General features: G+C 42.8%; 19 protein-coding genes and 2 tRNA genes. 10 read left to right on the forward strand and 11 right to left on the reverse strand.

Features of this window, described 5'->3' with window-relative positions; genetic code table 11:
• Positions 1 to 43: 43 nt before the first annotated feature.
• Complete coding sequence (locus BM090_RS11210) at positions 44 to 424, forward strand: PH domain-containing protein (RefSeq protein ID WP_091512592.1); 381 nt, start codon at positions 44 to 46, stop codon at positions 422 to 424.
• 82 nt (positions 425 to 506) lie between these two features.
• Here the strand turns inward: BM090_RS11210 and BM090_RS11215 are convergent, their stop codons facing one another.
• Positions 507 to 2876 (reverse strand): ribonucleoside-diphosphate reductase subunit alpha, encoded by a 2370-nt coding sequence (locus BM090_RS11215; RefSeq protein WP_091512596.1) that lies wholly within the window; start codon positions 2874 to 2876, stop codon positions 507 to 509.
• 572 nt (positions 2877 to 3448) lie between these two features.
• The gene (locus tag BM090_RS11220) at positions 3449 to 4468 is read right to left on the reverse strand and encodes an OmpA family protein (protein ID WP_245756719.1); all 1020 of its coding nucleotides are present in this window, start codon (positions 4466 to 4468) and stop codon (positions 3449 to 3451) included.
• A 153-nt stretch (positions 4469 to 4621) separates the two neighbouring features.
• Here BM090_RS11220 and BM090_RS11225 point away from each other — a divergent pair, with 153 nt between their 5' ends.
• The 4 genes from BM090_RS11225 to msrB all read left to right on the forward strand — a co-directional run bounded on the left by BM090_RS11225 (position 4622) and on the right by msrB (position 7934).
• Positions 4622 to 5347 carry an RDD family protein gene (locus tag BM090_RS11225; RefSeq protein ID WP_091512599.1) on the forward strand — a complete coding sequence of 242 codons (726 nt, stop codon included), beginning with the start codon at positions 4622 to 4624 and terminating at the stop codon, positions 5345 to 5347.
• A 144-nt stretch (positions 5348 to 5491) separates the two neighbouring features.
• Positions 5492 to 5689, forward strand: coding sequence for a hypothetical protein (locus BM090_RS11230; RefSeq protein WP_143083950.1), 198 nt, complete (start codon positions 5492 to 5494; stop codon positions 5687 to 5689).
• Positions 5690 to 5876: 187 nt separating this feature from the next.
• The gene (locus tag BM090_RS11235) at positions 5877 to 7277 is read left to right on the forward strand and encodes an alkaline phosphatase (RefSeq protein ID WP_091512607.1); all 1401 of its coding nucleotides are present in this window, start codon (positions 5877 to 5879) and stop codon (positions 7275 to 7277) included.
• 153 nt (positions 7278 to 7430) lie between these two features.
• Complete coding sequence (msrB, locus tag BM090_RS11240; RefSeq protein ID WP_091512609.1) at positions 7431 to 7934, forward strand: peptide-methionine (R)-S-oxide reductase MsrB; 504 nt, start codon at positions 7431 to 7433, stop codon at positions 7932 to 7934.
• 48 nt (positions 7935 to 7982) lie between these two features.
• On the opposite strand, the gene BM090_RS11245 is transcribed toward msrB, so the two are convergent.
• Both BM090_RS11245 and BM090_RS11250 read right to left on the reverse strand, forming a co-directional pair.
• Positions 7983 to 8057: transfer RNA gene (locus tag BM090_RS11245), tRNA-Val, on the reverse strand.
• A 36-nt stretch (positions 8058 to 8093) separates the two neighbouring features.
• Positions 8094 to 8168 (reverse strand) — tRNA-Val (locus BM090_RS11250).
• A gap of 240 nt (positions 8169 to 8408) precedes the next feature.
• On the opposite strand from BM090_RS11250, the gene tsaE reads away from it, so the two are divergent.
• Genes tsaE through BM090_RS11265 form a run of 3 tightly spaced genes read left to right on the forward strand, consistent with a single transcriptional unit; the run spans position 8409 to position 10646 of the window.
• Entirely contained in the window at positions 8409 to 8843 is a 435-nt protein-coding gene (gene tsaE, locus BM090_RS11255; RefSeq protein WP_091512610.1) for a tRNA (adenosine(37)-N6)-threonylcarbamoyltransferase complex ATPase subunit type 1 TsaE, read from the forward strand.
• On the forward strand, positions 8840 to 10069 hold the full coding sequence (locus BM090_RS11260; protein WP_091512611.1) for an alanine dehydrogenase: 1230 nt from the start codon (positions 8840 to 8842) through the stop codon (positions 10067 to 10069). The genes tsaE and BM090_RS11260 overlap by 4 nt, the downstream gene beginning before the upstream one ends.
• A 16-nt stretch (positions 10070 to 10085) precedes the next feature.
• On the forward strand, positions 10086 to 10646 hold the full coding sequence (locus BM090_RS11265; protein ID WP_091512612.1) for an NUDIX domain-containing protein: 561 nt from the start codon (positions 10086 to 10088) through the stop codon (positions 10644 to 10646).
• Between the two features lie 265 nt (positions 10647 to 10911).
• Here the strand turns inward: BM090_RS11265 and BM090_RS11270 are convergent, their stop codons facing one another.
• The 4 genes from BM090_RS11270 to BM090_RS11285 form a co-directional block, all read right to left on the reverse strand.
• Positions 10912 to 11664, reverse strand: a complete 753-nt coding sequence (locus BM090_RS11270; protein ID WP_221405391.1) for a succinate dehydrogenase/fumarate reductase iron-sulfur subunit — start codon at positions 11662 to 11664, stop codon at positions 10912 to 10914.
• A gap of 53 nt (positions 11665 to 11717) precedes the next feature.
• Complete coding sequence (locus BM090_RS11275; RefSeq protein WP_091512614.1) at positions 11718 to 13697, reverse strand: fumarate reductase/succinate dehydrogenase flavoprotein subunit; 1980 nt, start codon at positions 13695 to 13697, stop codon at positions 11718 to 11720.
• A gap of 33 nt (positions 13698 to 13730) precedes the next feature.
• Positions 13731 to 14516: a succinate dehydrogenase cytochrome b subunit gene (locus BM090_RS11280; protein ID WP_091512618.1), complete on the reverse strand. Its 786-nt coding sequence runs from the start codon at positions 14514 to 14516 to the stop codon at positions 13731 to 13733.
• A gap of 264 nt (positions 14517 to 14780) precedes the next feature.
• A complete protein-coding gene (locus tag BM090_RS11285; protein ID WP_091512621.1) occupies positions 14781 to 15176 on the reverse strand; it encodes a winged helix-turn-helix transcriptional regulator in 396 nt (131 codons plus the stop codon).
• 140 nt (positions 15177 to 15316) lie between these two features.
• Here BM090_RS11285 and BM090_RS11290 point away from each other — a divergent pair, with 140 nt between their 5' ends.
• Positions 15317 to 16186, forward strand: coding sequence for an SDR family oxidoreductase (locus BM090_RS11290; protein WP_091512625.1), 870 nt, complete (start codon positions 15317 to 15319; stop codon positions 16184 to 16186).
• An 84-nt stretch (positions 16187 to 16270) separates the two neighbouring features.
• Here the strand turns inward: BM090_RS11290 and odhB are convergent, their stop codons facing one another.
• The 3 genes from odhB to BM090_RS11305 all read right to left on the reverse strand — a co-directional run bounded on the left by odhB (position 16271) and on the right by BM090_RS11305 (position 21688).
• Positions 16271 to 17791 carry a 2-oxoglutarate dehydrogenase complex dihydrolipoyllysine-residue succinyltransferase gene (gene odhB / locus BM090_RS11295; protein WP_091512629.1) on the reverse strand — a complete coding sequence of 507 codons (1521 nt, stop codon included), beginning with the start codon at positions 17789 to 17791 and terminating at the stop codon, positions 16271 to 16273.
• A 232-nt stretch (positions 17792 to 18023) separates the two neighbouring features.
• The gene (locus BM090_RS11300) at positions 18024 to 18851 is read right to left on the reverse strand and encodes an Rpn family recombination-promoting nuclease/putative transposase (RefSeq protein WP_091512632.1); all 828 of its coding nucleotides are present in this window, start codon (positions 18849 to 18851) and stop codon (positions 18024 to 18026) included.
• 107 nt (positions 18852 to 18958) lie between these two features.
• Positions 18959 to 21688, reverse strand: a complete 2730-nt coding sequence (locus tag BM090_RS11305; protein WP_091512637.1) for a 2-oxoglutarate dehydrogenase E1 component — start codon at positions 21686 to 21688, stop codon at positions 18959 to 18961.
• Between the two features lie 644 nt (positions 21689 to 22332).
• Between BM090_RS11305 and BM090_RS11310 the strand changes: the two genes are divergently transcribed.
• Entirely contained in the window at positions 22333 to 23268 is a 936-nt protein-coding gene (locus tag BM090_RS11310) for a hypothetical protein (RefSeq protein WP_143083951.1), read from the forward strand.
• The last annotated feature ends 22 nt before the right edge of the window (positions 23269 to 23290 follow it).

A 23290-nucleotide genomic window follows, 5' to 3' on the forward strand; every position in this document is an offset into this window, starting at 1 on the left:
TAATCAAATTGCCGTATTATTCTAAAACAATTCAAAAAAAACGATGGGATTATTTTCTGGAATTATGGGGAATGCAGGAGCTGTAAACCCCGACGACTTACAAAAAGATTTTGGTAAACTTTTGATTGAAGATGAAAGTATCGAAATGGGTTTCAAACTTATCAGAGACACTTTTATTTTTACAAACAAACGCCTGATTCTGGTTGATGTACAAGGACTTACGGGCAGCAAAGTAGAATATTTATCTATTGCCTACAAAGCCATTACGCGTTTTAGCGTAGAAACTACAGGTACTTTTGACCTTGACGCGGAGCTAAAAATCTGGATTTCGAGTGAGGCTCTACCAAGCATTTCCAAAAGATTTAATAAATCTGTAAACGTTTATGATGTGCAAGCTCTTTTGGCGCGCCACGTCCTGAAATAGTTTATTTACATTTTGAGACAATAAAAAAAAACTCTCCGACATGACTCAGAGAGGTTTTTTTATTTTATTGATAAACAGTAGGTTAACCGCTGCAAGACTCGCAAGCGTCTGGGTTGTCCAGCGAACAAGCCATGTCAGAGGCTTTTTGCTCGATGGTTACCACCGTGTTGCTGAGTTGTGGCTTTTGGGCTTCTATCGTAAACTTGATAGCGTCGGCAGCCGACTTGGTACGCAAATAATACATACCTGTTTTTAAGCCTTTTTTCCATGCGTAGAAGTGCATAGACGTTAGTTTGCCGAAGTTCGGGTCTAACAAGTGAATGTTAAGGCTTTGGCTTTGACAAATAAACGCGCCTCTGTCGGCGGCCATGTCGATAATGGCTTTTTGGCTAATTTCCCAAACCGTTTTGTAAATGTCTTTGATGTTTTGAGGAATATCCGCAATGTTTTGTACCGAACCGTTGGCTTCGATAAGTTTATTTTTCATGCGGTCGTTCCATAAGCCCAACGAAACCAAGTCTTTAAGTAAATGTTTATTTACCACAGGGAACTCACCTGACAATACGCGGCGGTTGTAAATGTTGGAAGTATAAGGCTCAAAACATTCGTTATTACCCAAAATCTGTGAAGTAGAAGCCGTCGGCATTGGCGCAAGCATCAAAGAGTTACGCACACCGTGTTGCATTACTTCTTTACGCAAACTTTCCCAATCCCAGCGACCAGAATCTGGCGTAACGTTCCACATATCAAACTGGAAAATACCTTGCGAAATCGGCGAACCCGCAAACGTTTCGTAAGCACCATCGCGTTTGGCAAGCTCCATAGAAGCTGTTACGGCTGCAAAATATATTGTTTCGAAAATATCTTTGTTTAGGCCGCGAGCCTCTGGCGAATCGAATGGCATACGCAAACGAATAAACGCATCGGCCAAGCCTTGCACACCAATACCAATTGGGCGGTGACGCATATTAGACTTACGCGCTTCGTCCACTGGATAATAATTGATGTCAATGATACGGTTCAAGTTTTTGGTAATTACTTTCGTTACCTCAAACAAACGTTGGTGGTCAAAATAACCGTCAGCCGTAATGTATTTTGGCAAAGCCAACGAAGCCAAGTTACATACCGCAATCTCATCTGGTGCAGTATATTCCATGATTTCGGTACAAAGGTTAGACGATTTAATTGTACCAATATTCTTTTGGTTCGACTTACGGTTGGCGTGGTCTTTATAAAGCATGTACGGCGTACCTGTTTCGGTCTGCGACTCCAGTATTTCAAACCAAAGTTCTTGGGCTTTTACGGTACGGCGTGCGCGGCCTTCGGCTTCGTAACGCGTGTAAAGTTCCTCAAATTCATCGCCATACGTTTCCGACAAATTCGGGGCTTCGTGCGGACAGAAAAGCGACCATTCGCCATTTTCTTCTACACGCTTCATGAACAAATCAGGAATCCAAAGAGCATAGAACAAATCGCGTGCGCGTAATTCTTCTTTCCCATGATTTTTCTTGAGTTGCAAGAAGTCGAACACGTCGGCGTGCCAAGGCTCAAGGTAAATCGCAAACGCGCCTTTACGCTTTCCGCCACCTTGGTCCACGTAACGAGCCGTATCGTTAAACACACGTAGCATCGGGATAATACCGTTTGAGTTGCCATTCGTTCCTTTGATATACGAGCCTGTAGCTCTGATGTTATGAATAGACAAACCAATACCACCCGCCGACTGCGAAATTTTCGCGCAATCTTTCAGCGTGTCATAAATGCCTTCAATACTATCTTCTTTGGCTGTAAGCAAAAAGCAGCTCGAAAGCTGTGGTTTTGGCGTACCCGCGTTGAAAAGTGTTGGTGTTGCGTGTGTAAACCAACGTTCCGACATCAAATTATAGGTTTCGATAGCCGCTTCGATGTTGTCTTGGTGAATGCCTACGGCCACACGCATCAACATTTGTTGCGGACGCTCTACAATTTTGCCATCTATTTTGAGCAAATACGAACGCTCTAATGTTTTGAAACCAAAGTAATCATAGCCAAAATCGCGGTCATAAATAATGGACGAATCCAACAAAGCCGCGTGCTTTTTCACTGCCTCATACACTTCTTTAGAAATGAGGGCGGCATTTTCTCCCGTTTTGGGGTCTATGTATTGGTAAAGTCGCTTAATCGTGTTAGAAAAGGACTTATTAGTTGTTTTATGCAAATTAGAAACTGCAATACGAGCAGCCAACACGGCATAATCGGGGTGCTTTACAGTGAGGGCAGCAGCAGTTTCGGCGGCCAAATTGTCCAACTCGGCAGTAGTTACACCGTCATAGAGACCATCAATTACTTTTTTGGCTACATCTATCGAATCCACAAAACGCTCTTCGAGGCCGTAGCACAATTTTTGTATTCTGGCCGTGATTTTATCAAATTTCACGCTCTCGCGACGCCCATCTCGTTTAATTACTTGCATAGTTTATTGATAATGTATTTGTATTGGGAAACAAAAATTTTTGGGTTAAGAATGAGATTAATTTTGGTGTAAAAAATATTGCTAATACACTGTGATAAGTGTGTAAGTTTTTTGCTTAACAGTAAAGCAAGAAGCAATAGTTCCGTTTATGTATTGAACCCTTGCTTAGATTCATTCTACAAAAATATGGGTAGTTTTGAGAAAAAGAAAAATAACTTTAAAAACTTATCCACATACTGATTATCAGTAATTTACATTTACCAAACGATTGCAGTATATAAAATACTGATTATCAGTTTTATGAGAACAAACTCTGTTTATATCAAAATTTAATTTGACAAAACGGAACTTTTTCTTAAAAAGACTACTGCTTTTAGGTACTAAGAATAGTGTAAGTTTTGGCCTTTTTTGTGAATTATTGTATTACAAAAAGAACGCGTAAACATTGTTAGTGTTATTGAAGCGCAAGGGCATAGAATCAAAAAACGCCAATCCGTGCAGCTATGCGGCTTTATTCGGATTGGCGTTTGATGTTCGGACCGATGTACGGCCTGTGTATGATAAAACGGTTATTAGTTCGATAAAATTTTGAACAACTCGTCGAGTTTTGGTGTCAAAATAATTTCGGTACGACGATTTTTTTGGCGAGCTTCTGCACTTGTTCCGTCATAAACTGGCAAAAACTTACCATGACCTGCCGCCGTCAGTGAACTACCGCGCACGCCTTCGTTGGTCAGCACGCGCACGATAGACGTGGCACGCAACACACTCAAATCCCAGTTGTCGGTCATGCCTGCCGTCGATTTGGCCAAAGGCACGTCGTCGGTGTGGCCTTCTACGGTTACGTTAATATCCGAATTGTCGCGCAACACCGAAGCCAACTTTTTGAGGGCTTCTACACCTTTGCTGTCCACTGCAAAACTACCCGATTTGAACAAAAGTTGCTCAGAAAGAGATACATACACTTTGCCATTTTTAATAGAAACCGTCAAATCTTTTTCCTTGAAATTAAGCAATGCACCGCTTACTTTGGCTTTGAGGTCGTTTACGGCTTTGTCTTTGTCGGCCAAAATTTTCTCTAATTCTTGTACGCGTTTTTCGCGTTCTTTCAAATTGTCGCTCAACAAATTAAGTTGGCGTTGATTTTCTTCGAGTTTAGTGCGGTTGGCTGAAAGATTCTGATCCATCGCATAAAGTTCTTTTTCGCGGCGCGAAAGCTCTTTCGACAAATTGCCAGTTTCTGCCATAGTGCTATTAAGCAGTTGAGTATAAGACTTTTCTAACTTGTCATATTTGTCCGAAACGTCGTTGAGAAGGGCTTGTGTACGGCGCAAAATGCCACCAGCGTGTGTCGAATCGCGTTTTATTTTGTCGTTAGACTCCGCTAATTCTTTCATTTGTTTGTCCAAAGCCAATTTGTCTTGTTGCAAAGCCGTGAGTTTGGTTTCGCAATCGGCTTTATCTTGTTGCAAACGCGCACTTTGTGCCGTTACTTCATCGTATTTTTTGCGTGTAACACAGGCACTCATCAGGCCTACAAACAGCAAGGCATAACCCGCTTTGTGGATAAATTCTTTGCCTATTCCTTTCATAAATACAATAATACAGGGTTAATGTTAAATTTTAGAATAAAAAATGGGATTTGCTGGGCAGATTTTGTGCTAAAGTACAGTTATTTTCAAAAAGAAATGGCAGGTTCTTACTAAAAATGCTTAAAATTGAGCCTATTCAATCCCCAAAACAGTATGCAAACCATCAAAGTACAGACAACTCAAAACGTAACCATCGAATATCCCATTGCTGATTTAGGAAAACGCATTGCCGCTAAAATTATTGATTCTCTGGTGCTTACGGCTATTGCTTTTTTATTTATCACCATAGCCCTAACGATTCAACCAGGCGAAGATGCGGTCATAGGGCTGATTTTGACATTTCTACTTATTTATTTTGTGTATCCTTTGGTGTTGGAACTGCAAATGGACGGGCAGACTTTCGGTAAAAAAATAATGAAAATTAAAGTCATTAGCCTTGACGGGCGTAGCGCAGGTTTTTTGCAATATTTTTTGCGTTGGATTTTAAATTTAGCGGATATGCAAATGGGCGGTGCTGTGGGGCTGGTGGTCATTGCTGTCAACGGAAAAGGCCAACGAATCGGTGACCTTGCCGCAGGTACTACCGTTATTGACCTCAAAACCAAGATTCAGGATTTGGAAAAAGTAATTAATTTACATAAAATCGAAGAAAACTATGTGGCCACTTACGCCAATGTTTATTTGCTTTCCGACCACGACGTACAAGTAATTCAGAAGATTGTTTTGGTATATAGACAGACTGGCAACGAAGAGATTTTGCAAAAAACCGCCGACAAAGTCAAAGAACAATTAGGTCTTCTTTACACCCAAACAGGGTCTAATTTACATTTTTTGGAAACCGTACTTAAAGACTATAAGGCCTTGACAATGAACAACTAAAATATTTTTCGGGAAAAATATTGCACAATCTTACGTTTTATATACATTTGTGTCAGATAGATGCGTTAGCTAAAATAAGCTAAGAGCTTCTATCCTCAAAATCCCCAATTATTTCAGACCATGAAAAACAAGGTTTTCGCCTTTTTGTTACTCGCTGCGATGACAATGGGCTTTGCGTCTTGCTCCAATTCCCAACAACAATTAGCTGGTAATAAGGAAGATAAAGAGCAGGAGCATGAAGCAGAAAAAGAAAACAAATATTATAAGCAATATCCGTTGCTTATCATGACAAGTCTGTCGGCACTGGAGGCTATTTACAAAGAGTCGGACAGTAAGGACTAAGATAAATTAACAACAACACAACGAAAGGGACATTTATGTCCCTTTTTTATTTGCCCAAAACTATGTTAATTGCTCGCCGAAATAAACTTGTGATTGATTTTTAAATTTTGATTATCAATTACATATAACTTTTATATCTATTATTGTTTGCACCGAATAATATTAAATTGAGTATTTATAAATTGCTATGGAAAGAAAAGATTTTTTGCGATTAGGTGGGCTTGCGGCGGCAGGTACAATGTTAGGATTTAATGGGCAAGCCGCAGCAATTGACGAGCTGAAAGCCAAACAAAAAGCGAAAAACGTTATTATTTTGGTCAGCGACGGCATGAGCATCGGCACGTTGAATATGGCTGATTTGTTTTTGCAACGCAAAGAAGGACGCGGAAGTTATTGGCTGGATTTGTACCGCGACCGTAACCGCAAAATTACGCGTGCGCTGATGGATACGGCTTCGGCCAGTTCTTTGGTAACTGACTCAGCCGCAGCGAGTTCTTCGTGGGGCGGTGGCGTGCGCGTCAAAAATGGTTCGCTGAACGTGGGCGCAAATGGCGAATTTTATAAACCTATTTGGCAAAAAATGAAAGCCGCAGGCAAAGCCGTAGGTTGTGTTACGACTGTACCCATTACACACGCCACGCCAGCAGGTTTTTGTGTGAACAACAAAAGCCGCAAAGGACAACCCGAAATTGCGGAAAAATATCTGGAACTACGTTTTGACGTAATGATGGGTGGCGGCTTGGAACATTTCACACCCGAAGGCCGCGAAGACAAAAAAGATATGTTTTCGGCCTTTACGGCCAAAGATTTCGCGGTAGTGCGCGATCGTTCGCAAATGCTGAATCTCAATACTTCTAAGCCTATTTTGGGTGTTTTTCATGAAGATGGTTTGCCTTACAGCATCGACCGCAACAGCAGCGCAGAACTGCAAGCCAAAATCCCGACGTTGGCCGAAATGACCCAAACCGCCATCAAACACCTCAAAGGCAATCCGAAAGGATTTGCGCTGCAAGTGGAAGGCGGCAAAGTGGATTGGGCGGCACACGGCAACGACATTGGCGCGTTACTTTACGATCAAATCGCTTTTGATGAAGCAGTAAAAGTGGCATTGGATTTTGCCGAAAAAGACAAAGAAACGCTGGTAATCATCACCACCGATCACGGAAACGCCAATCCAGGGCTTATTTATGGCGAAAAAGCCAACCAAATGTTTGATTCTATTCAGAAATACAAACAATCTAACGACTGGATTTTGAGCGGAGTAAATAAATTTATGACTGCTGCGCAAGTGATTGAGCGTGTGGAAGCTGGTAGCGGTTTTGCCATCACCACCGAGCAGGCCAACGATTTGTTGGGGCAATATCAGCACTTAGACGAAGACGGGCTTTATAACCCTCGCAAAATGCCGTTTAAGAAACTGGCCGAAATACAAGGCAAATACAATTCGGTGGGCTGGATAAGCATGGATCATTCTGCTGATTTCGTGGAATTGGCCATGTATGGCGTAGGAAGCGAGTTGCTACCGTCATTTATCAAAAACACAGATTTACATTATCTTATGCTCAATGCCACGCACGTAGAAGCGTAATTTTAGGCGAGATAAATATTCTTCGAGAGCCGCCGCATTAATTTCGTGGCGGCTTTTTTCTTCTAAAAAATACGTGGTTGTTTTTCTGTTTATTTCTCAAAACTTTAAACACCGTTTAGGCGTTTAGGAGACAGAAACTAACGTAGTTTTGGCATGAAACATTTAATTTTTGTGTTAATCTTGTTGCCTACATTGAGCTGGGCAGCGATTGGTTGTAATAGCATTATGAAAACAGAAGAAGACAGCACTCAAAAAGTTCGTAAATCCGAACAAGAATGGCAACAGCAATTGAGCCCGCTTTCGTGCGGCGTGTTGCGCGGTAAAGAAACGGAACGCCCTTTTACGGGTAAATATCTGAATAACAAGGAAAAAGGCTCGTATCACTGCGCTGGTTGCGGGCAATTACTTTTTTCGTCGGATACCAAATACGATTCGGGGTCGGGTTGGCCGAGTTTTTTTCAGCCTGCCGTCAAAACCAACATTGGCGAGCATCTGGACAAAAGTTATGGCATGATTCGCCGCGAAATTGTGTGTAGCCGTTGCGAGGGGCATTTGGGGCACGTTTTTGAAGACGGCCCGCAGCCGACAGGTTTGCGCTATTGCGTTAATTCAGCAGCATTGGAGTTTAAGCCCGCAGAAAGCAAAGCAGAAAAATAGTAAAACAAAAAACGCAACCCGTAAGAGTTGCGTTTTTTGTTTTTGTAGTGGGAGCAACAGGATTCGAACCTGTGACCCTCTGCTTGTAAGGCAGATGCTCTGAACCAACTGAGCTATGCTCCCTTCGTAGGGTTATTATTGTGTATTGTTACTTGTTTGTGGGAGCAACAGGATTCGAACCTGTGACCCTCTGCTTGTAAGGCAGATGCTCTGAACCAACTGAGCTATGCTCCCCTTTGCTTGACTCTGTTATCAAACGGGACTGCAAAGGTAGCAGTCGTTTTTTAAATTCCAAATTTTCTGAAATAAAAAAATAAAATAAATGTGGATGTTTTTGATATAAATCTGATTATCAGTAAATTATTTTTATTGAAAAAGTTATAATCACAACCTGCATTCTTAGCCCAATACCAGCAATATAGAGTTTTGTGATATTGCCTTTGTTTTATGTGGCATTGTGCGTATTTTTACCCAATGAATTTAACGCTAACATACACCTATTCCTTAGATGAGATAGAGCAAGCAGCTCAGTGGGTATGTACGCAAGCCAATGCCTCCAAAGTTTGGCTTTTGGAAGGAAATATGGGAGCAGGAAAAACCACCCTCGCCAAAGCAATTTGTTTGGCTTTAGGCGTAACAGACACGGTGAGCAGCCCTACTTTTTCGTTGGTAAACGAGTACCGAACACGGGCACAAGAGCCTATCTATCATTTTGACTTTTATAGAATTAACTCCCTTAGAGAGGCCGAAGACATCGGTACGGAAGACTATTTGTATAGCGGACATTTGTGTTTGGTGGAATGGAGCGAACGCATTGCCCCGTTGCTGCCTGACCATTGTCTTATTATCCGTATCGAAACGCTGCCCGATGGCCGCCGAAACCTATTGCTAATTCAAACAAACCCATGAAAACGCCCTTTGATGCAGAAGTAAAGGCATTGGCTAAAGAGTCGGCCTTGTACCCGCAAGAACTTTTATTGAAAGTTCGCGAAAATACCCAACGTTTAGCCATTGTTGTACCCAAAGAAACCGAAGGCCAAGAAAAACGCCTTGCCCTTACGCCTGATGCGGTGGCATTGCTCGTGAACAACGGCCATGAGGTAATCGTACAAGCAGGTGCGGGCAACCCCTCCAAATTTGCTGATAACGAGTACAGCGAAGCAGGCGCACGCATTGCCTATTCGGCTAAAGAGGCCTACGAAAGTGGCAATGTTGTGTTGAAAGTGTATCCGCCATCGGTGGAAGAAATTGGCTTGATGCAAAAAGGTTCGATTTTGTTTTCGGCCTTGCAAATGACGCAACTTTCAGAAGACTATATTCTGGCTCTCAATAACAAAAATATTACGGGCGTAGCTTTTGAACTGCTCGAAGACGAAGTGGGCGGAATGCCTATCGTACGCGCCATGAGCGAAATTGCGGGTAGTACCGTAATGCTTATTGCCGCCGAATACCTGAACAGCAACAACAACGGACGCGGTATTATTTTGGGTGGAATCACGGGCGTACCGCCTACCAAAGTAGTGATTTTGGGTGCTGGCACAGTGGCCGAATACGCAGCTCGCACGGCTTTGGGGCTTGGCGCAGAAGTGAAAATATTTGACAATCAGATATATAAACTTCGTCGTATCAAAGAAAATTTAGGCCAACAAATTTTTACTTCTACCATAGACCTGACCAACCTCAACGACGCGTTGCGCCGCGCCGATGTTGTAATCGGGGCGTTGAGAGCCGAAGAAGGCCGCAGTCCATGCGTAGTGTCGGAAGATATGGTGGCTTCTATGAAACCTAATTCGGTGATTGTAGATGTGAGCATCGATCAAGGCGGTTGCTTTGAAACTTCGCAAATGACGTCTCATAACTCGCCTACATTCAAGCGTTATGATGTGATACACTATTGCGTGCCTAATATCGCCTCGCGCGTGGCACACACTGGCACGACGGCCATCAGCAATATTTTAGCTCCACTTATCGTAATGGCGCACGAGTTGGGAGGCTTCGAGGAAATGATTTTTAATAAAGTTTGGTTTATGAAAGGTGTGTATTGTTACAGAGGCGGACTCACCAGCAAACAAATTGCCAAACGCCTGAATATGAGACATAAAGATTTGAGTTTGTTGCGTCTGCCGCGCTATTAGTTGGCCTGTTTTTTTTATGGAAGAAAAAGAAGATTTGAATAAAAACCCTTGGACTACGCTTTCCTCACAAGACATTTACGACAATCCGTGGATTCATGTGCGCGAAGACAAAGTGCTGAATCCCAGTGGTGGAAAAGGCATTTACGGCGTGGTTCAATTCAAAAATAAAGCCATTGGCATTATTCCCATAGATGCCGAAGGTTACACGTATTTGGTTGGTCAATATCGTTATTCTCTCAATGAATATTCTTGGGAAATCCCGATGGGTGGCGGCAGACTGGACACGGATATTTTGGTTTCGGCGCAGCGCGAACTGAAAGAAGAAACAGGTTTTACGGCCAAGCAGTGGACGAACATTGCGCGTATTCATACGTCCAACTCCGTAACCGACGAAGAAGGTTTTATTTTCTTGGCCGAAGATTTGGAAGCGGGAGAAGACGAACCCGAAGAAACCGAACAATTGCGCGTTTGGCGTTTGCCATTGGCCGAAGCCGTACAAATGGCCATGGACAACCGCATCACAGACGCGATTAGCGTGGCGGGTTTGCTCAAAGCGGCACGCATCAAAGGGATTTAGATTTTTACCCAAAAAAGAAGATGCCACGCTTACGGCATTAAAAATTGATTGAGAATTGATTTTTTGCTACCAATATTTCAATCCTAACGGATTTATGTTGAAGTCGAAAAAACCTTTAGGCTTGGGTATCTTTGTAGTAAGCAATCTATTGAAAATGAACGCTATCTGCGTGAAATTATTAACAGAAATCATCAATATTTTTTCTAATAAAAAAGGCTGCCTCCCAGAAAGAAGCAGCCTTTTTTGTATCAAACAGTTTCTAAAATTATAGTCTGTGTGAAGAGAATTTAGCACCCAAATACTCGCGGTTAAGGCGTGCGATGTGCTCCAACGAAATGCCTTTTGGACATTCAGCCGAACAAGCACCAGTGTTTGTACAAGCACCGAAACCTTCTTCGTCCATTTGAGCAATCATTTTTTCTGCACGGATTTGGCGTTCTGCTTGGCCTTGTGGCAACAATGCCAATTGCGAAATTTTAGCAGAAGTGAAAAGCATGGCCGAAGCGTTTTTACAAGCCGCTACGCAAGCACCACAACCGATACAAGCCGCCGCCGCAAATGCTTCGTCAGCAGATTCTTTCGAAATAGGAAGGTTGTTGGCATCTTGTGCGTTACCTGTGTTTACCGACACATAACCACCCGCCGACATGATGCGGTCAAAAGCAGTTCTGTCCACCGACAAATCTTTAATCACAGGGAAAGCCGAAGCGCGCCAAGGTTCTACCACGATAGTATCGCCATCTTTGAAGCTGCGCATGTGCAACTGGCAAGTAGTGATACCTTGTTTTGGGCCGTGTGGTTGGCCGTTGATGTACATTGAGCACATACCGCAAATACCTTCGCGGCAGTCGTGGTCGAATGCAATCGGTTCTTTGTTCTCGTGTACGAGTTGCTCGTTAAGCACGTCGAACATTTCCAAGAACGACATATCTGGAGAGATTTCTTTTACATTGTAAGTCTCCAATTTGCCTTCTGATTTTGCGTTTTTCTGACGCCATACTTTCAGCGTCAGATTCATATTTCCGTGACTCATAGTCGTAAATGCTTTTTAGTAAGAAAAAATAAATCGGCTTATTTGTAAGAGCGTTGAGAAATCTTGATGTTTTCGTAAGCAAGCTCCTCTTTGTGAAGTTCGAATAAGCTATCGCCTTTGTATTCCCAAGCGGCTACGTAAGCGTAGTTTTCGTCGTCGCGTTGTGCTTCGCCTTCTTCTGTTTGGAACTCCTCGCGGAAGTGACCACCACAAGACTCGTTGCGTTGCAATGCGTCGATACACATTAGTTCGCCCAACTCCAAGAAATCAGCCACGCGACCTGCTTTGTCAAGCTCTGGGTTGAAAGCGTTCGCTTCGCCCAATACGCGCACGTCTGACCAGAACTCTTTGCGAAGTGCTTGAATTTCTACAATCGCTTGTTTCAAACCTTCCGCATTACGCGCCATACCGCATTTATCCCACATGATTTTGCCTAAGCGTTTGTGGAAAGATTCTGGAGATTGTTGGCCTTGGATGCTCATCAATTTGTTGATGCGATCTTGGGCTGTTTTCTCTGCTTCCACGAAAGCAGGGTGGTCTGTTGGAACGGCTTTGTTACGAATTTCGCCAGACAAGTAAGCTCCGATTGTGTAAGGAATTACGAAATAACCATCGGCCAAACCTTGCATCAAGGCAGAAGCACCCAAGCGGTTCGCGCCGTGGTCTGAGAAGTTAGCTTCGCCCAAAGCGTAAAGACCCGGAACGGTTGTCATCAGGTTGTAATCTACCCAAAGGCCGCCCATCGTGTAGTGTACTGCTGGGTAAATACGCATTGGCACTTCGTAAGGGTTTTCGCCAGTGATTTGCTCGTACATATCGAACAAGTTACCGTATTTTTCTTTTACTACTGCTTTGCCCAAATCGCGGATTTGTGCGGCAGAAGGATTATGAACGCCTTGTTTGAGGGCTTCGGCTTTACCGTAACGCTCAATCGCTGAAGCGTAATCCAAGTAAACGGCCATTTTGGAAGTACCTACACCGTAACCAGCATCGCAACGCTCTTTGGCAGCACGCGAAGCAATATCGCGAGGCACGAGGTTACCGAAAGCAGGATAACGACGCTCCAAATAATAATCTCTTTCGTCTTCAGGGATTTGGTTGGCAGCGCGTGTGTCGTTTTGTTTTTTAGGTACCCAAATACGACCGTCATTACGCAACGACTCCGACATCAAAGTAAGTTTTGATTGGTGGTCGCCCGAAACAGGGATACAAGTAGGGTGAATTTGTGTAAAACATGGGTTGCCGAAGAACGCACCTTTTTTGTGTGCTTTCCAAGCGGCTGTTACGTTGCTACCCATCGCGTTGGTAGAAAGGTAGAACACGTTGCCATAACCACCTGTACAAAGCAATACGGCGTGGCCTGAATGACGCTCTAATTCGCCCGTAATCAAGTTGCGAGCAATGATGCCTTTACATTTGCCATCAATCGTTACTACTTCAATCATTTCGTGACGAGTGTACATGGCCACGTTGCCCATACCTACTTGGCGTTGAAGGGCAGAGTAAGCACCCAACAACAACTGTTGGCCAGTCTGACCCGCAGCGTAAAAAGTACGTTGTACTTGCGTACCACCAAACGAACGGTTGCTCAACAACCCGCCATATTCGCGAGCGAAAGGTACACCTTGTGCCACGCATTGGTCGATGATGCTGCCCGACACTTCGGCCAAACGATAAACGTTGCCTTCGCGTGCGCGGTAGTCACCACCTTTAATTGTATCATAAAACAAACGGTAAACCGAGTCACCGTCATTTTGGTAGTTTTTAGCAGCATTGATACCACCTTGCGCGGCGATACTGTGCGCACGGCGAGGTGAATCTTGGAAGCAAAATGCTTTTACTTTATAACCCAACTCAGCAAGTGTAGCGGCAGCAGAAGCACCAGCCAAACCTGTACCCACTACGATTACTTCCAAACTACGTTTGTTTGCAGGGTTTACCAACGAAACAGTAGAACGGTATTTTGTCCACTTGGTCTCTAATGGCCCTGCGGGTATTTTAGCATCTAATTTTGACATATATATTAGCTGTTTTTAGAAATGTGAAGAAACTTAACCCTTTAAGAAGAAATAAACAGGCATCGCGGCAAAAGCCAACGGAATCAAAACGCCAAATACGACAATGCCAACCGTTTGGATAGCACCGTTGTATTTTGGGTGATTAACGCCCAACGTTTGGAACGCACTCTTAAAGCCGTGAATCAAGTGGAAAGAAACAGCAGCCATTGCAAGCAAATAGAATGCTACTAAAGCAATGTTTTTGAATTCTTCTTCTACTTCCTCGTAAAGGTCTTTTACGATAACAACACGTGTTTGGTTGTCGTTGGTCAAATACTCTTGTTTTTTGCCGTGCATCACAAAATCAGCACCCAATGAAGTAGCTTTTACTTCACCAGTTTTTAGGTCTTGCTCAAATTGTGTGTAAGGCACATGACCGAATTTGTATTCAGCCCAGAAATCGCCCATGTGAACGGCAATGAACACCAACAACACTGTGCCAAGCAACGCCATGTTGCGAGAAGCAGCAGAGCTATTAGCCGAACCTTTAGACACTGCATAAGCCACAGGACGCGCCTTTTTGTTTTTCAACGTAAGGGCAAAACCTTGAAACGCGTGCAATAAGATGAAGAAATACAAACCATACGAAACCGTTTTGATTAGTGGGTTTGTCGTCATCAACACAGCATACTCATTGAATGCCAAGCCGTGATCAGCCTTGAAAAGTTGTAAGTTGCCTATCATGTGAACCGCCAAAAAGGTACACAAAAACAAGCCTGTCAGTGCCATCACCAGTTTTCGGCCAATGGAACTCGATAATGTTTGTGAAATCCAACTCATTGTTTAATTATGTGTTTAAAAGTTTTTTTGAATAAAAATGTTACTAAAACGATTTTGCTCAAAATTACAGTCCGAACCAATACAATACAATGACATTTGTGTTATTTCAAATAATTCTAAATAAGCATCACAAACGTTTGCAATAGATATGTATTGTTACTGTCATTTTTGCAGAATACAATTTGTTTTGATTTAAATTTATTATGTCCCATAAAAAAAGCCTCTATACAGAAGCTATTATGCTTGTATAGAGGCTTTTAACTTTTAGGCACTTGCGGGCACTTCTGCCGAGTGCGTGGCGGTCATTTCTCCAAAAATGCGTTTTCGGTGCAAAAAGCCCCAGTCACGCATCGCAATAATTACAATATCTAAAGAGCGGCCATACTCTGTAATTTCGTATTCGACAGTAGGCGGAAGTGTGTCGTGTACCGTGCGGCTGACCATTTGGTTCAGTTCCAAATCGCGCAATTCTTTGGAAAGCATCTTCGGCGTAATGCCTGTTACGGCGCGTTCCAGTTCCTTAAAGCGTTTTTTGCCGCCTAACAAAGCTCCCATAATCGGAAGTTTCCATTTGCCATTGAGCAAGTCGAGCGTGTCGCGAATGGCTAATGCGTCTTGAATCGAACATTTTCCAGCCTGAATATTATAATCTCTTTCCATATTTTATGCTGATAATCAATATAGTTTATTGTTGTATAGTGCTATACTTTAGTATAGTAGTTACGAATGTATAGCAAAGGTATGTAATTTTGATTCATCAAAAACAAATTCAGATTCAAAATTTTTTAAACACAATAAATATGATACTTGTAACAGGCGCAACTGGCCATTTGGGCGGCCTTGCCATCGAATTTTTGCTTAAAAAAGTTCCAGCCAATCAAATCGCAGCGTTGGCGCGTACACCCGAAAAAGCCGCAGATTTGGCCGCTAAAGGCGTAGAAATCCGTCAGGGTGATTACCACGATTACGCGTCGTTGGTGGCTGCATTTAGAGGCGTGGACAAATTGTTATTGGTGTCGTCAAGCGACTTCAACGACCGCGCAGGCCAACAAATCAACGCCATCAACGCCGCCAAAGAAGCTGGCGTAAAACACATTGTTTATACGAGTGTGGCGGCCAATAAAAATGTTTCGTCGCAATCCGTGAAACTTATCACAGATAGCCACTTGGCCACAGACGCGCATCTAAAAGCATCTGGCGTAGCTTATACTTTGCTTAACAACACGCTTTACGCCGACGTATTGCCGATGTTCGTGGGTGAAAAAGTAGCCGAAACAGGTGTATTTTTCCCAGCAGGCAATGGCCGCGTAGCTTACGCCACACGCGAAAATATGGCCGAAGCTGCCGCCAATGTGTTGGCAGGTACTGGTCACGAAAACAAAGAATACGACATTACAGGCCTTGAAGCTCTTTCGTATGGCGATGTGGCGGCTCTTTTGTCGGAGATTTTTGGTAAAACAATCAGCTACACCGATGCGCCATTGGAAGTTTATGTGGACGTGTTGAAAGGTGCAGGCGTACCAGATGTATTTGTAGAAATGCTTTCGGGTTTTGCTACGGCCATCAAAAAAGATGAGTTAGATGTAGTTAGCTCAGATTTGGAAAATCTTTTGGGTAAAAAACCAACAACTGTAGCAGATTATTTGCGTGGTGTTTACGGCGCGAAATAATAGCTGTTTTGGTTTTCTCTATAAAAAAAGCCCTCGCAAAATCAATGTTTGCGAGGGCTTCGTATTTTTTAAATAATCAGAAGATTACACTTCCAAAAGCAAACGAGTTGGGTCTTCGAGGAGTTGTTTTACACGTACCAAGAAACCAACCGATTCGCGACCGTCGATAATGCGGTGGTCGTAAGACAATGCCACGTACATAATCGGACGGATAACTACTTGACCACCAACAGCCACAGGGCGTTCTACGATATTGTGCATACCCAAAATAGCCGATTGAGGCGAGTTGATGATTGGCGTAGAAAGCATCGAACCGAAAATACCACCGTTAGTGATTGTGAAGGTTCCGCCTGTCATTTCTTCGATAGTCAATTTGTTGTCGCGTGCGCGAGTAGCCAAACGAACTACTTCTTTTTCCAGTTGAGCAAAGCTCATATCTTCCGCATTGCGAATTACTGGCACTACCAACCCTTTTGGCGCAGATACAGCGATAGAAATATCTGCGAAGTCGTTATAAACGATTTCGTCGCCATCAATGTAAGCATTTACAGCAGGGAATTCTTTAAGAGCTACGGCGCAAGCTTTCGTGAAGAACGACATAAAGCCCAAACCTACTGAGTGTACTTCTTTGAATTTGTCTTTGTATTTGTTACGCAAATCCATGATTGGCTTCATATCTACTTCGTTGAAAGTAGTAAGCATCGCCGTTTCATTTTTCACAGCTACCAAGCGGCGCGAAACTGTTTTACGCAAAGGCGTAAGTTTTTGGCGACGTTGGTTGCGGCTTCCGCCAAATGCACCAGAAGTAACTTGTGCAGGCGCAGCGGCAGCAGGTGCAGCAGCTGGTTTGGTTGGAGCTGGCGTAGCTTTAAGCGCATCTTCTTTCGTGATGCGGCCACCCACACCCGAACCGATTACTTGTGCGGCTTCCATGCCTTTTTCGGCCAAAATTTTGCCAGCAGCTGGCGAGGCATGACCCGAAGCATACGACGAAGAAGCAGCACTTCCCGCAGCGGCAGCAGGTGCAGAAGGCGTAGCGGCAGGAGCAGCAACCGACGCGCCAGCACCTTCGATGCGACAAATCACATCGCCGATGGCAAGCGTAGTGCCCGACTGAGCCACGATGCGCAACACGCCCGAAGCCTCAGCATTCAATTCAAAAGTTGCTTTGTCTGATTCTATTTCGCAGATTACCTCGTCTTGATTAACGAAATCGCCATCTTTTTTAGACCAAGTACCTACCGTAACTTCAGCGATAGATTCGCCTACCGCAGGAACTTTCATTTCTATTGTTTTGGCAGCAGCTGCAGCTGGAGCAGCAGCGGCTGGCGTTTCGGCAGGAGCTGCTGCTCCAGCTGCAGCACTTGCGCCAACATTTTCAAGTTTTGCAATAAGCGCACCGATAGGTAGAGTTTCGCCTGCTTGCGCTACGATGCGTAGTACGCCTTCGGCTGGAGAATTGAGTTCAAAAGTTGCTTTGTCAGATTCAAGTTCGCAAAGAACCTCGTCTAATTTTACTACATCGCCATCTTTTTTGTTCCAAGTGGCAATTGTTACTTCCGTGATAGATTCGCCTACTGTAGGCACTTTAATTTCTAAGCTCATCGGTGTTATATTTTGTGATAATTGAAGAAATTTATTGATAAATAAACCCCAACCTGAAACATTAGCGCAAATCGTTTATTTCCGCTTCCGAAAGATTGGTGTAAAGTGTAATTTTCGTAATTGTTTCGCCCGCCGCCAACATTTTCTTGGCCATGTAGAGGGCTTTTTGCAATTGTTAAAAGTTTATTCTTAACGTATTTTTATGAGTCCAGAAATTGACAATACTTGTTGTTTACAAATTATTTATCTCATTTTCGGATAATCCCGTGTATCTTTTAATTTTTTCGATAGGCTCGCCGTCGGCTTTCATTGATTTGGCAACTTCCAGAAGCCCTTCTAACTTTCCTTCATCAAAAGCCGTATCAATTACGCCTTTTAAGTCGCGGTAGGTTTTCAAACTTTGTTCGTACTCGTCTTTTTCCGCGCTGCTGTATTGCGCTATTTCGGCTTTGTTAAAAGCCCGCGCAAAAACATCATCTTTGAAAATTTCGGGAATACTCTGGAAATCTTCTAAGTGTTTGATAAAATACAACCATTTGTCCAAGCGCGTAACAAGTGCCTGCTCTGGTTTGTCAAAATGCGGCATTTCCAGATAGACAAACTTTAGTTTATCATAGAAAACCTGATTGTTTTGGTCTTTCAATTGCACGGTATGAACTACCTCGTTTTTCTGTTGCTTGGCTTCGTCAAACGTAAAATCCAAAATGCCGATGCAATAAACGGCCTTTAGTTGATAATTCCATTTGCCTTGCTCGGCTTGCTCCTGAATCGGAAACGAAGCGTAATAAATGGTTCTGTCTTTAAAATAATTCTGTTTTGCTTTCTGTAATTCTACTATAATTTTTTCACCGTTTTTGTTTTCGCAATAAATATCGTAAACGGCTTTTCGGTCGTCTTGGCTCAAACCCAACCTTTCTTTGTCGTTGAAAGTCAGGTCTGTAATGTAACTGTCGGGCAACAAACTCGTCAGGAAATCAATAAGAATGTCCTTACTGGCTTCCTCTCCAAAGATTTTCTTAAATCCAAAATCCGTAAATGGATTGACGTATTTGGCTTTCATTGTGTTATAACTTTTATTAAAAAGTCATTTCAATATTTACATAAAAAATTGAGAATCAACTTCCCGAAAGTATTTAAGCTTTCGGGAAGTTGATTCTTTTTTATTGATTAGATAGTAAACGCTTTTTTCAAGATTTCCTCTTGCTCTTTGGCGTGTACTTTGCCATAACCAGTTGCAGGCGAAGCACTTGGCTTACGCGATACGATGTCTAATTGTACATAACGATATTGGCGTAACACGTAGCTCCACGCGCCCATGTTTTCAGGCTCTTCTTGTACCCAAGATACTTTCGGATTTTTGTATTTGTTGAGTAAGTCGTACACCTGTTTGGTTGGGAATGGGTGCAATTGCTCCACGCGAATAATGGCCACGTCGTTGCGTTTCTCGGCTTGTTGTTTTTCGTACAAATCGTAATACACTTTGCCTGAGCACAAAAGCACTTTTTTCACTGCTTTAGGGTCTGCGTCTGCGTAAGCATCGCCGATTACCTCGCGGAAATGACCTTGTGTAAACTCCGACAACGGCGACACAGCCAACGGATGACGCAACATAGATTTTGGCGACATCACGATACAAGGCTTACGGAACGGCCATGTAAGTTGGCGACGCAACAAGTGGAAGAAGTTTGAAGGAACTGTAATGTTCGCTACTACCACGTTGTATTCGGCGCACAATTGCAAGAAACGTTCAGGACGCGCGTTTGAGTGTTCTGGGCCTTGGCCTTCGTAGCCGTGTGGTAACAACATTACCAAACCGTTCATACGTTGCCATTTCGTTTCCGAACAAACTACGAATTGGTCAATCATTACTTGCGCACCGTTCGCGAAATCACCGAATTGTGCTTCCCACAATACCAAAGCGTTAGGGTTGGCCATTGCATAACCAAACTCAAAGCCTAACACGCCGTACTCAGAAAGTAATGAGTTATAAATATGGAATTTACCTTGATTTTCAGATAAATGCGCCAAGCTGTTGTGCGGCACGTTGGTAACCGAATCGTTTACTACGGCATGACGGTGCGAGAAAGTACCGCGTTGTACGTCTTGGCCGCTCAAACGAACCGTTTTGCCTTCCGACAAAATAGAACCGTAAGCCAACAATTCGGCCGCTGCCCAGTTGAGTTGTTTTGTCTCGAAGAACATTTCTTGACGGTCTTTCAACAATTTCTCAACTTGTTTGATTGGCTTAAATGTTTCAGGAACAGTCGTAAGTGCTTTGGCTACTTGTACCACAGTTTCTTCCGAAATGCCTGTTTCTGGCGATTTGTCGAAGTCGCTTTGTGTCGAGCGACGCAACTCTTGCCATTCTTTTTCCATTGGTTGGTAAGCGTACGGCAATGGTTTTTGTTTTACCAAATTCAGGCGGTCTTGCAACAAATCACGGAATTCTTTGTCCATGTTTTCGGCCAATTGTGCATCTACATCGCCACGCTCAATCAATTTTTTGTTATAAACTTCGCGCGGATTTGGGTGCTTGGCAATGATGTTGTAAAGAGCTGGTTGCGTGAATTTTGGTTCATCGCTTTCGTTGTGTCCATGACGACGGTAACAAACCATATCTACGAAAATATCGCCTTTGAATTTTTGGCGGTATTCGCTGGCCAATTGTACGGCGTAAATTACAGCTTCTGGGTCGTCGCCATTTACGTGAATAACTGGCGCGTCAATGATTTTGGCAACGTCTGTGCTATAAATCGCCGAACGAGCGTCTGTAAAGTCTGTTGTAAAACCAACTTGGTTGTTGATTACAAAATGAAGCGTACCGCCAGTGTAGTAACCTGCCAATTTCGCCATTTGTGTCACTTCGTACACAATGCCTTGACCCGCTACGGCAGCATCACCATGAATCAAGATTGGCAATACTTTAGAAGCGTCTCCGCCGTATTGTGCATCTACTTTAGAACGTGCAAAACCTTCTACTACAGGGTTTACCGCTTCAAGGTGAGAAGGGTTTGGCGCAAGTTTAAGGTCAACTTTTTTACCAGTTGGCGTAACTACTTGGCTCGAATAACCCATGTGATATTTTACGTCGCCGTCACCCATCGTAAGGTCTGGCGTTGCTGTACCTTCAAATTCGTTGAAGATGTTTTCATACGTTTTGCCCATAATGTTGGCCAATACGTTGAGGCGGCCACGGTGTGCCATGCCAATAATCACTTCTTCTACGCCCAAATCGGCACTGCGCGAAATGATGGCATCAAGTGCGGCGATGGTTGTTTCGCCACCTTCCAAAGAGAAACGTTTTTGGCCGATGTATTTGGTATGCAAGAAGTTCTCGAATACTACGGCTTCGTTTAGTTTGGAAAGAATGCGTTTTTTTGTATCCAAAGAAGGCTTAAATTCTAAGGCTTCTTTCTCAATTTTGGCACGCAACCACTGCAATACTTCTGGTTCGCGAATGTACGTGTATTCAAAACCAACCGTACCAGTATAAATGTATTTGAGCGATTCTACGATTTTGCGAAGCGGAGCTGTTCCGATGCCAATTTCTGCACCTGCCGCAAAAGGCGTATCAAGGTCGGCATCGCTTAGGCCAAAATCAGCCAAAGACAAAAATGCGTGACGATCTTTACGAGGGCGAACAGGGTTTGTTTTTGATTCGAGGTGTCCGCGTGTGCGGTAGGCGTTAATAAGTGCCAAAACCTTAATTTCTTTGTCAGAAACACCGCCAGAAACAGGGGCAGCTTGTCCATTTTCGCTGAATTGTTGCGAAAACTCGAAACCTTCAAAGAATTTTTGCCAGCTAATATCTACAGAGCTGGGGTCTTGCTTGTACGCAGCGTATAGCTCATCAAAAAAAGAGCCATGACCGTTTGCGATATAGGAATATTTATCCATAAGGTGTTCTCAGTTATTGGGATTTGAGGCAAATGTAAAAGAACAATTTTATTATTTAAAAACCGCATATTCGTTTGCGCAAATATTCTTGATTTTCAGCTGTTTAATATTTGATAAAAGTTGTTTATGTACTAATATTTTAATATTTATTGACTTAAATCAAGAAATACGCTATTCATGTTTAGCAGAAATTTACTACTAATTAGGTCGGCAATATATTATTTATCTTTAAAATAGCTAATGCAAAAAGTCATACAACGCTTTTTTTGTTGTAAGAGCGGTGTTATTTACCGAAATGTGCCATATAATATTTGGGAAAAGAATAAAAATGTAAGGTAATCTGTTTTTGAGGAAATATCGTGTATTGTTTTTGGAAAAGTAATTCATAATATTTTAATTTTATATGCTATAATTAAAATAGATGTTATTTTACGGTATTTATATTATATTACCTTTGTAATCAGGTTATTATATGGTGTTTTGACTTGTTGTATTTTTTCTTGCCAATAACAATTGCATAAACTTTTTAAAAACACAGTATAAATTATACGCACTATTCATTATTATTGCAGGAAATTTGGGCGTTACGACCACAAATAATAAAAACAATAAGACAATAAGCCACAACAGGTGTAATATATAACGTGAACAAACAGGAATTTTTACATATTATAACACACCCTTCCGACATTTCTCCTAAAGAAGCAGAGGCTCTTGAAGAAATGACGGTAAATTTCCCGTATTGCCAACTAGCTCATGTGCTATTGGCCAAGAACGCGCACGACAAAAATAATATGATGGCTTTGCAGCGTTTGAAAACTGCAGCGGTTTATTCTGCTAGTCGAACGGCTCTCAAAAATTTAATTTATTCAGAAAATCAATGGCATTCTTCACCTTCGCGTGTGTTAGAATCTATGTTCGCGCTTGTTCCCGAAAATAATGAGGAGGCTGCCGCCGAGCCGATGCCTTTGCCATATACTGAACCGAATGATTCGTTTACACCACTTTCTTTGGAGCAAGAAATTTCGGAAGTTGCTTCTAAGTGGTCGTCTAATATTGCTGAAAATGAACCAGTTGTGCCTGTTGCTAACACGACAGAGGCCGTACCAGAAACCAATAAACCTGTAGAAAATTCGGTAATCAATGAGCTAAAAGCGACAATTGAAGAATTGCAACGCACCAAACGCGAGTTAGCAGCCCAAAAGCAGCAAAACGAGCAAGCTCATCAAGAGCAAGAAACGCCTACGCCTTCAACTGACGACACAGCGGGAAAAGGAGTTGCTTTTAGCGAAAAACCAGACCGTAAGGCGCAGATTGAATTGATAGATAAATTTATTGTCTCTAATCCGCGTATGCCGCAGGCAAATGATATGGTGCAGTCTGGCTCTAGTTTAGGCGATTTGGCTTCGGATAGTTCTCGTATAGATGAAACGCTAGTTTCTGAAAATTTTGCTGTTATTCTTACGCGTCAGGGCAAAATAAATAAAGCCATCGAAATTTATCGCAAGTTAATCTTGAAATATCCCGAAAAATCAAGTTACTTTGCGTCCCGAATCGAGAGTCTTGAAAAAATGGACTAACATTCTTATCGTCAGAATTTTA

Origin of the sequence: Flexibacter flexilis DSM 6793 (genome assembly GCF_900112255.1) — a bacterium.
Lineage (GTDB): Bacteria > Bacteroidota > Bacteroidia > Cytophagales > Flexibacteraceae > Flexibacter > Flexibacter flexilis.

What these genes read in the sequence shown, in the direction of transcription:
- BM090_RS11265 (WP_091512612.1), top strand. Translation starts at nt 10,086, where the DNA reads ATGGAAGAAAAAGAAGATTTGAATAAAAACCCTTGGACTACGCTTTCC.
- BM090_RS11235 (WP_091512607.1), top strand. Translation starts at nt 5,877, where the DNA reads ATGGAAAGAAAAGATTTTTTGCGATTAGGTGGGCTTGCGGCGGCAGGT.
- BM090_RS11210 (WP_091512592.1), top strand. Translation starts at nt 44, where the DNA reads ATGGGATTATTTTCTGGAATTATGGGGAATGCAGGAGCTGTAAACCCC.
- odhB (WP_091512629.1), bottom strand. Translation starts at nt 17,791, where the DNA reads ATGAGCTTAGAAATTAAAGTGCCTACAGTAGGCGAATCTATCACGGAA.
- BM090_RS11275 (WP_091512614.1), bottom strand. Translation starts at nt 13,697, where the DNA reads ATGTCAAAATTAGATGCTAAAATACCCGCAGGGCCATTAGAGACCAAG.
- BM090_RS11285 (WP_091512621.1), bottom strand. Translation starts at nt 15,176, where the DNA reads ATGGAAAGAGATTATAATATTCAGGCTGGAAAATGTTCGATTCAAGAC.
- BM090_RS11305 (WP_091512637.1), bottom strand. Translation starts at nt 21,688, where the DNA reads ATGGATAAATATTCCTATATCGCAAACGGTCATGGCTCTTTTTTTGAT.
- BM090_RS11260 (WP_091512611.1), top strand. Translation starts at nt 8,840, where the DNA reads ATGAAAACGCCCTTTGATGCAGAAGTAAAGGCATTGGCTAAAGAGTCG.
- BM090_RS11300 (WP_091512632.1), bottom strand. Translation starts at nt 18,851, where the DNA reads ATGAAAGCCAAATACGTCAATCCATTTACGGATTTTGGATTTAAGAAA.
- BM090_RS11215 (WP_091512596.1), bottom strand. Translation starts at nt 2,876, where the DNA reads ATGCAAGTAATTAAACGAGATGGGCGTCGCGAGAGCGTGAAATTTGAT.
- BM090_RS11225 (WP_091512599.1), top strand. Translation starts at nt 4,622, where the DNA reads ATGCAAACCATCAAAGTACAGACAACTCAAAACGTAACCATCGAATAT.
- msrB (WP_091512609.1), top strand. Translation starts at nt 7,431, where the DNA reads ATGAAACATTTAATTTTTGTGTTAATCTTGTTGCCTACATTGAGCTGG.
- BM090_RS11290 (WP_091512625.1), top strand. Translation starts at nt 15,317, where the DNA reads ATGATACTTGTAACAGGCGCAACTGGCCATTTGGGCGGCCTTGCCATC.
- BM090_RS11220 (WP_245756719.1), bottom strand. Translation starts at nt 4,468, where the DNA reads ATGAAAGGAATAGGCAAAGAATTTATCCACAAAGCGGGTTATGCCTTG.
- tsaE (WP_091512610.1), top strand. Translation starts at nt 8,409, where the DNA reads ATGAATTTAACGCTAACATACACCTATTCCTTAGATGAGATAGAGCAA.
- BM090_RS11270 (WP_221405391.1), bottom strand. Translation starts at nt 11,664, where the DNA reads ATGAATCTGACGCTGAAAGTATGGCGTCAGAAAAACGCAAAATCAGAA.
- BM090_RS11280 (WP_091512618.1), bottom strand. Translation starts at nt 14,516, where the DNA reads ATGAGTTGGATTTCACAAACATTATCGAGTTCCATTGGCCGAAAACTG.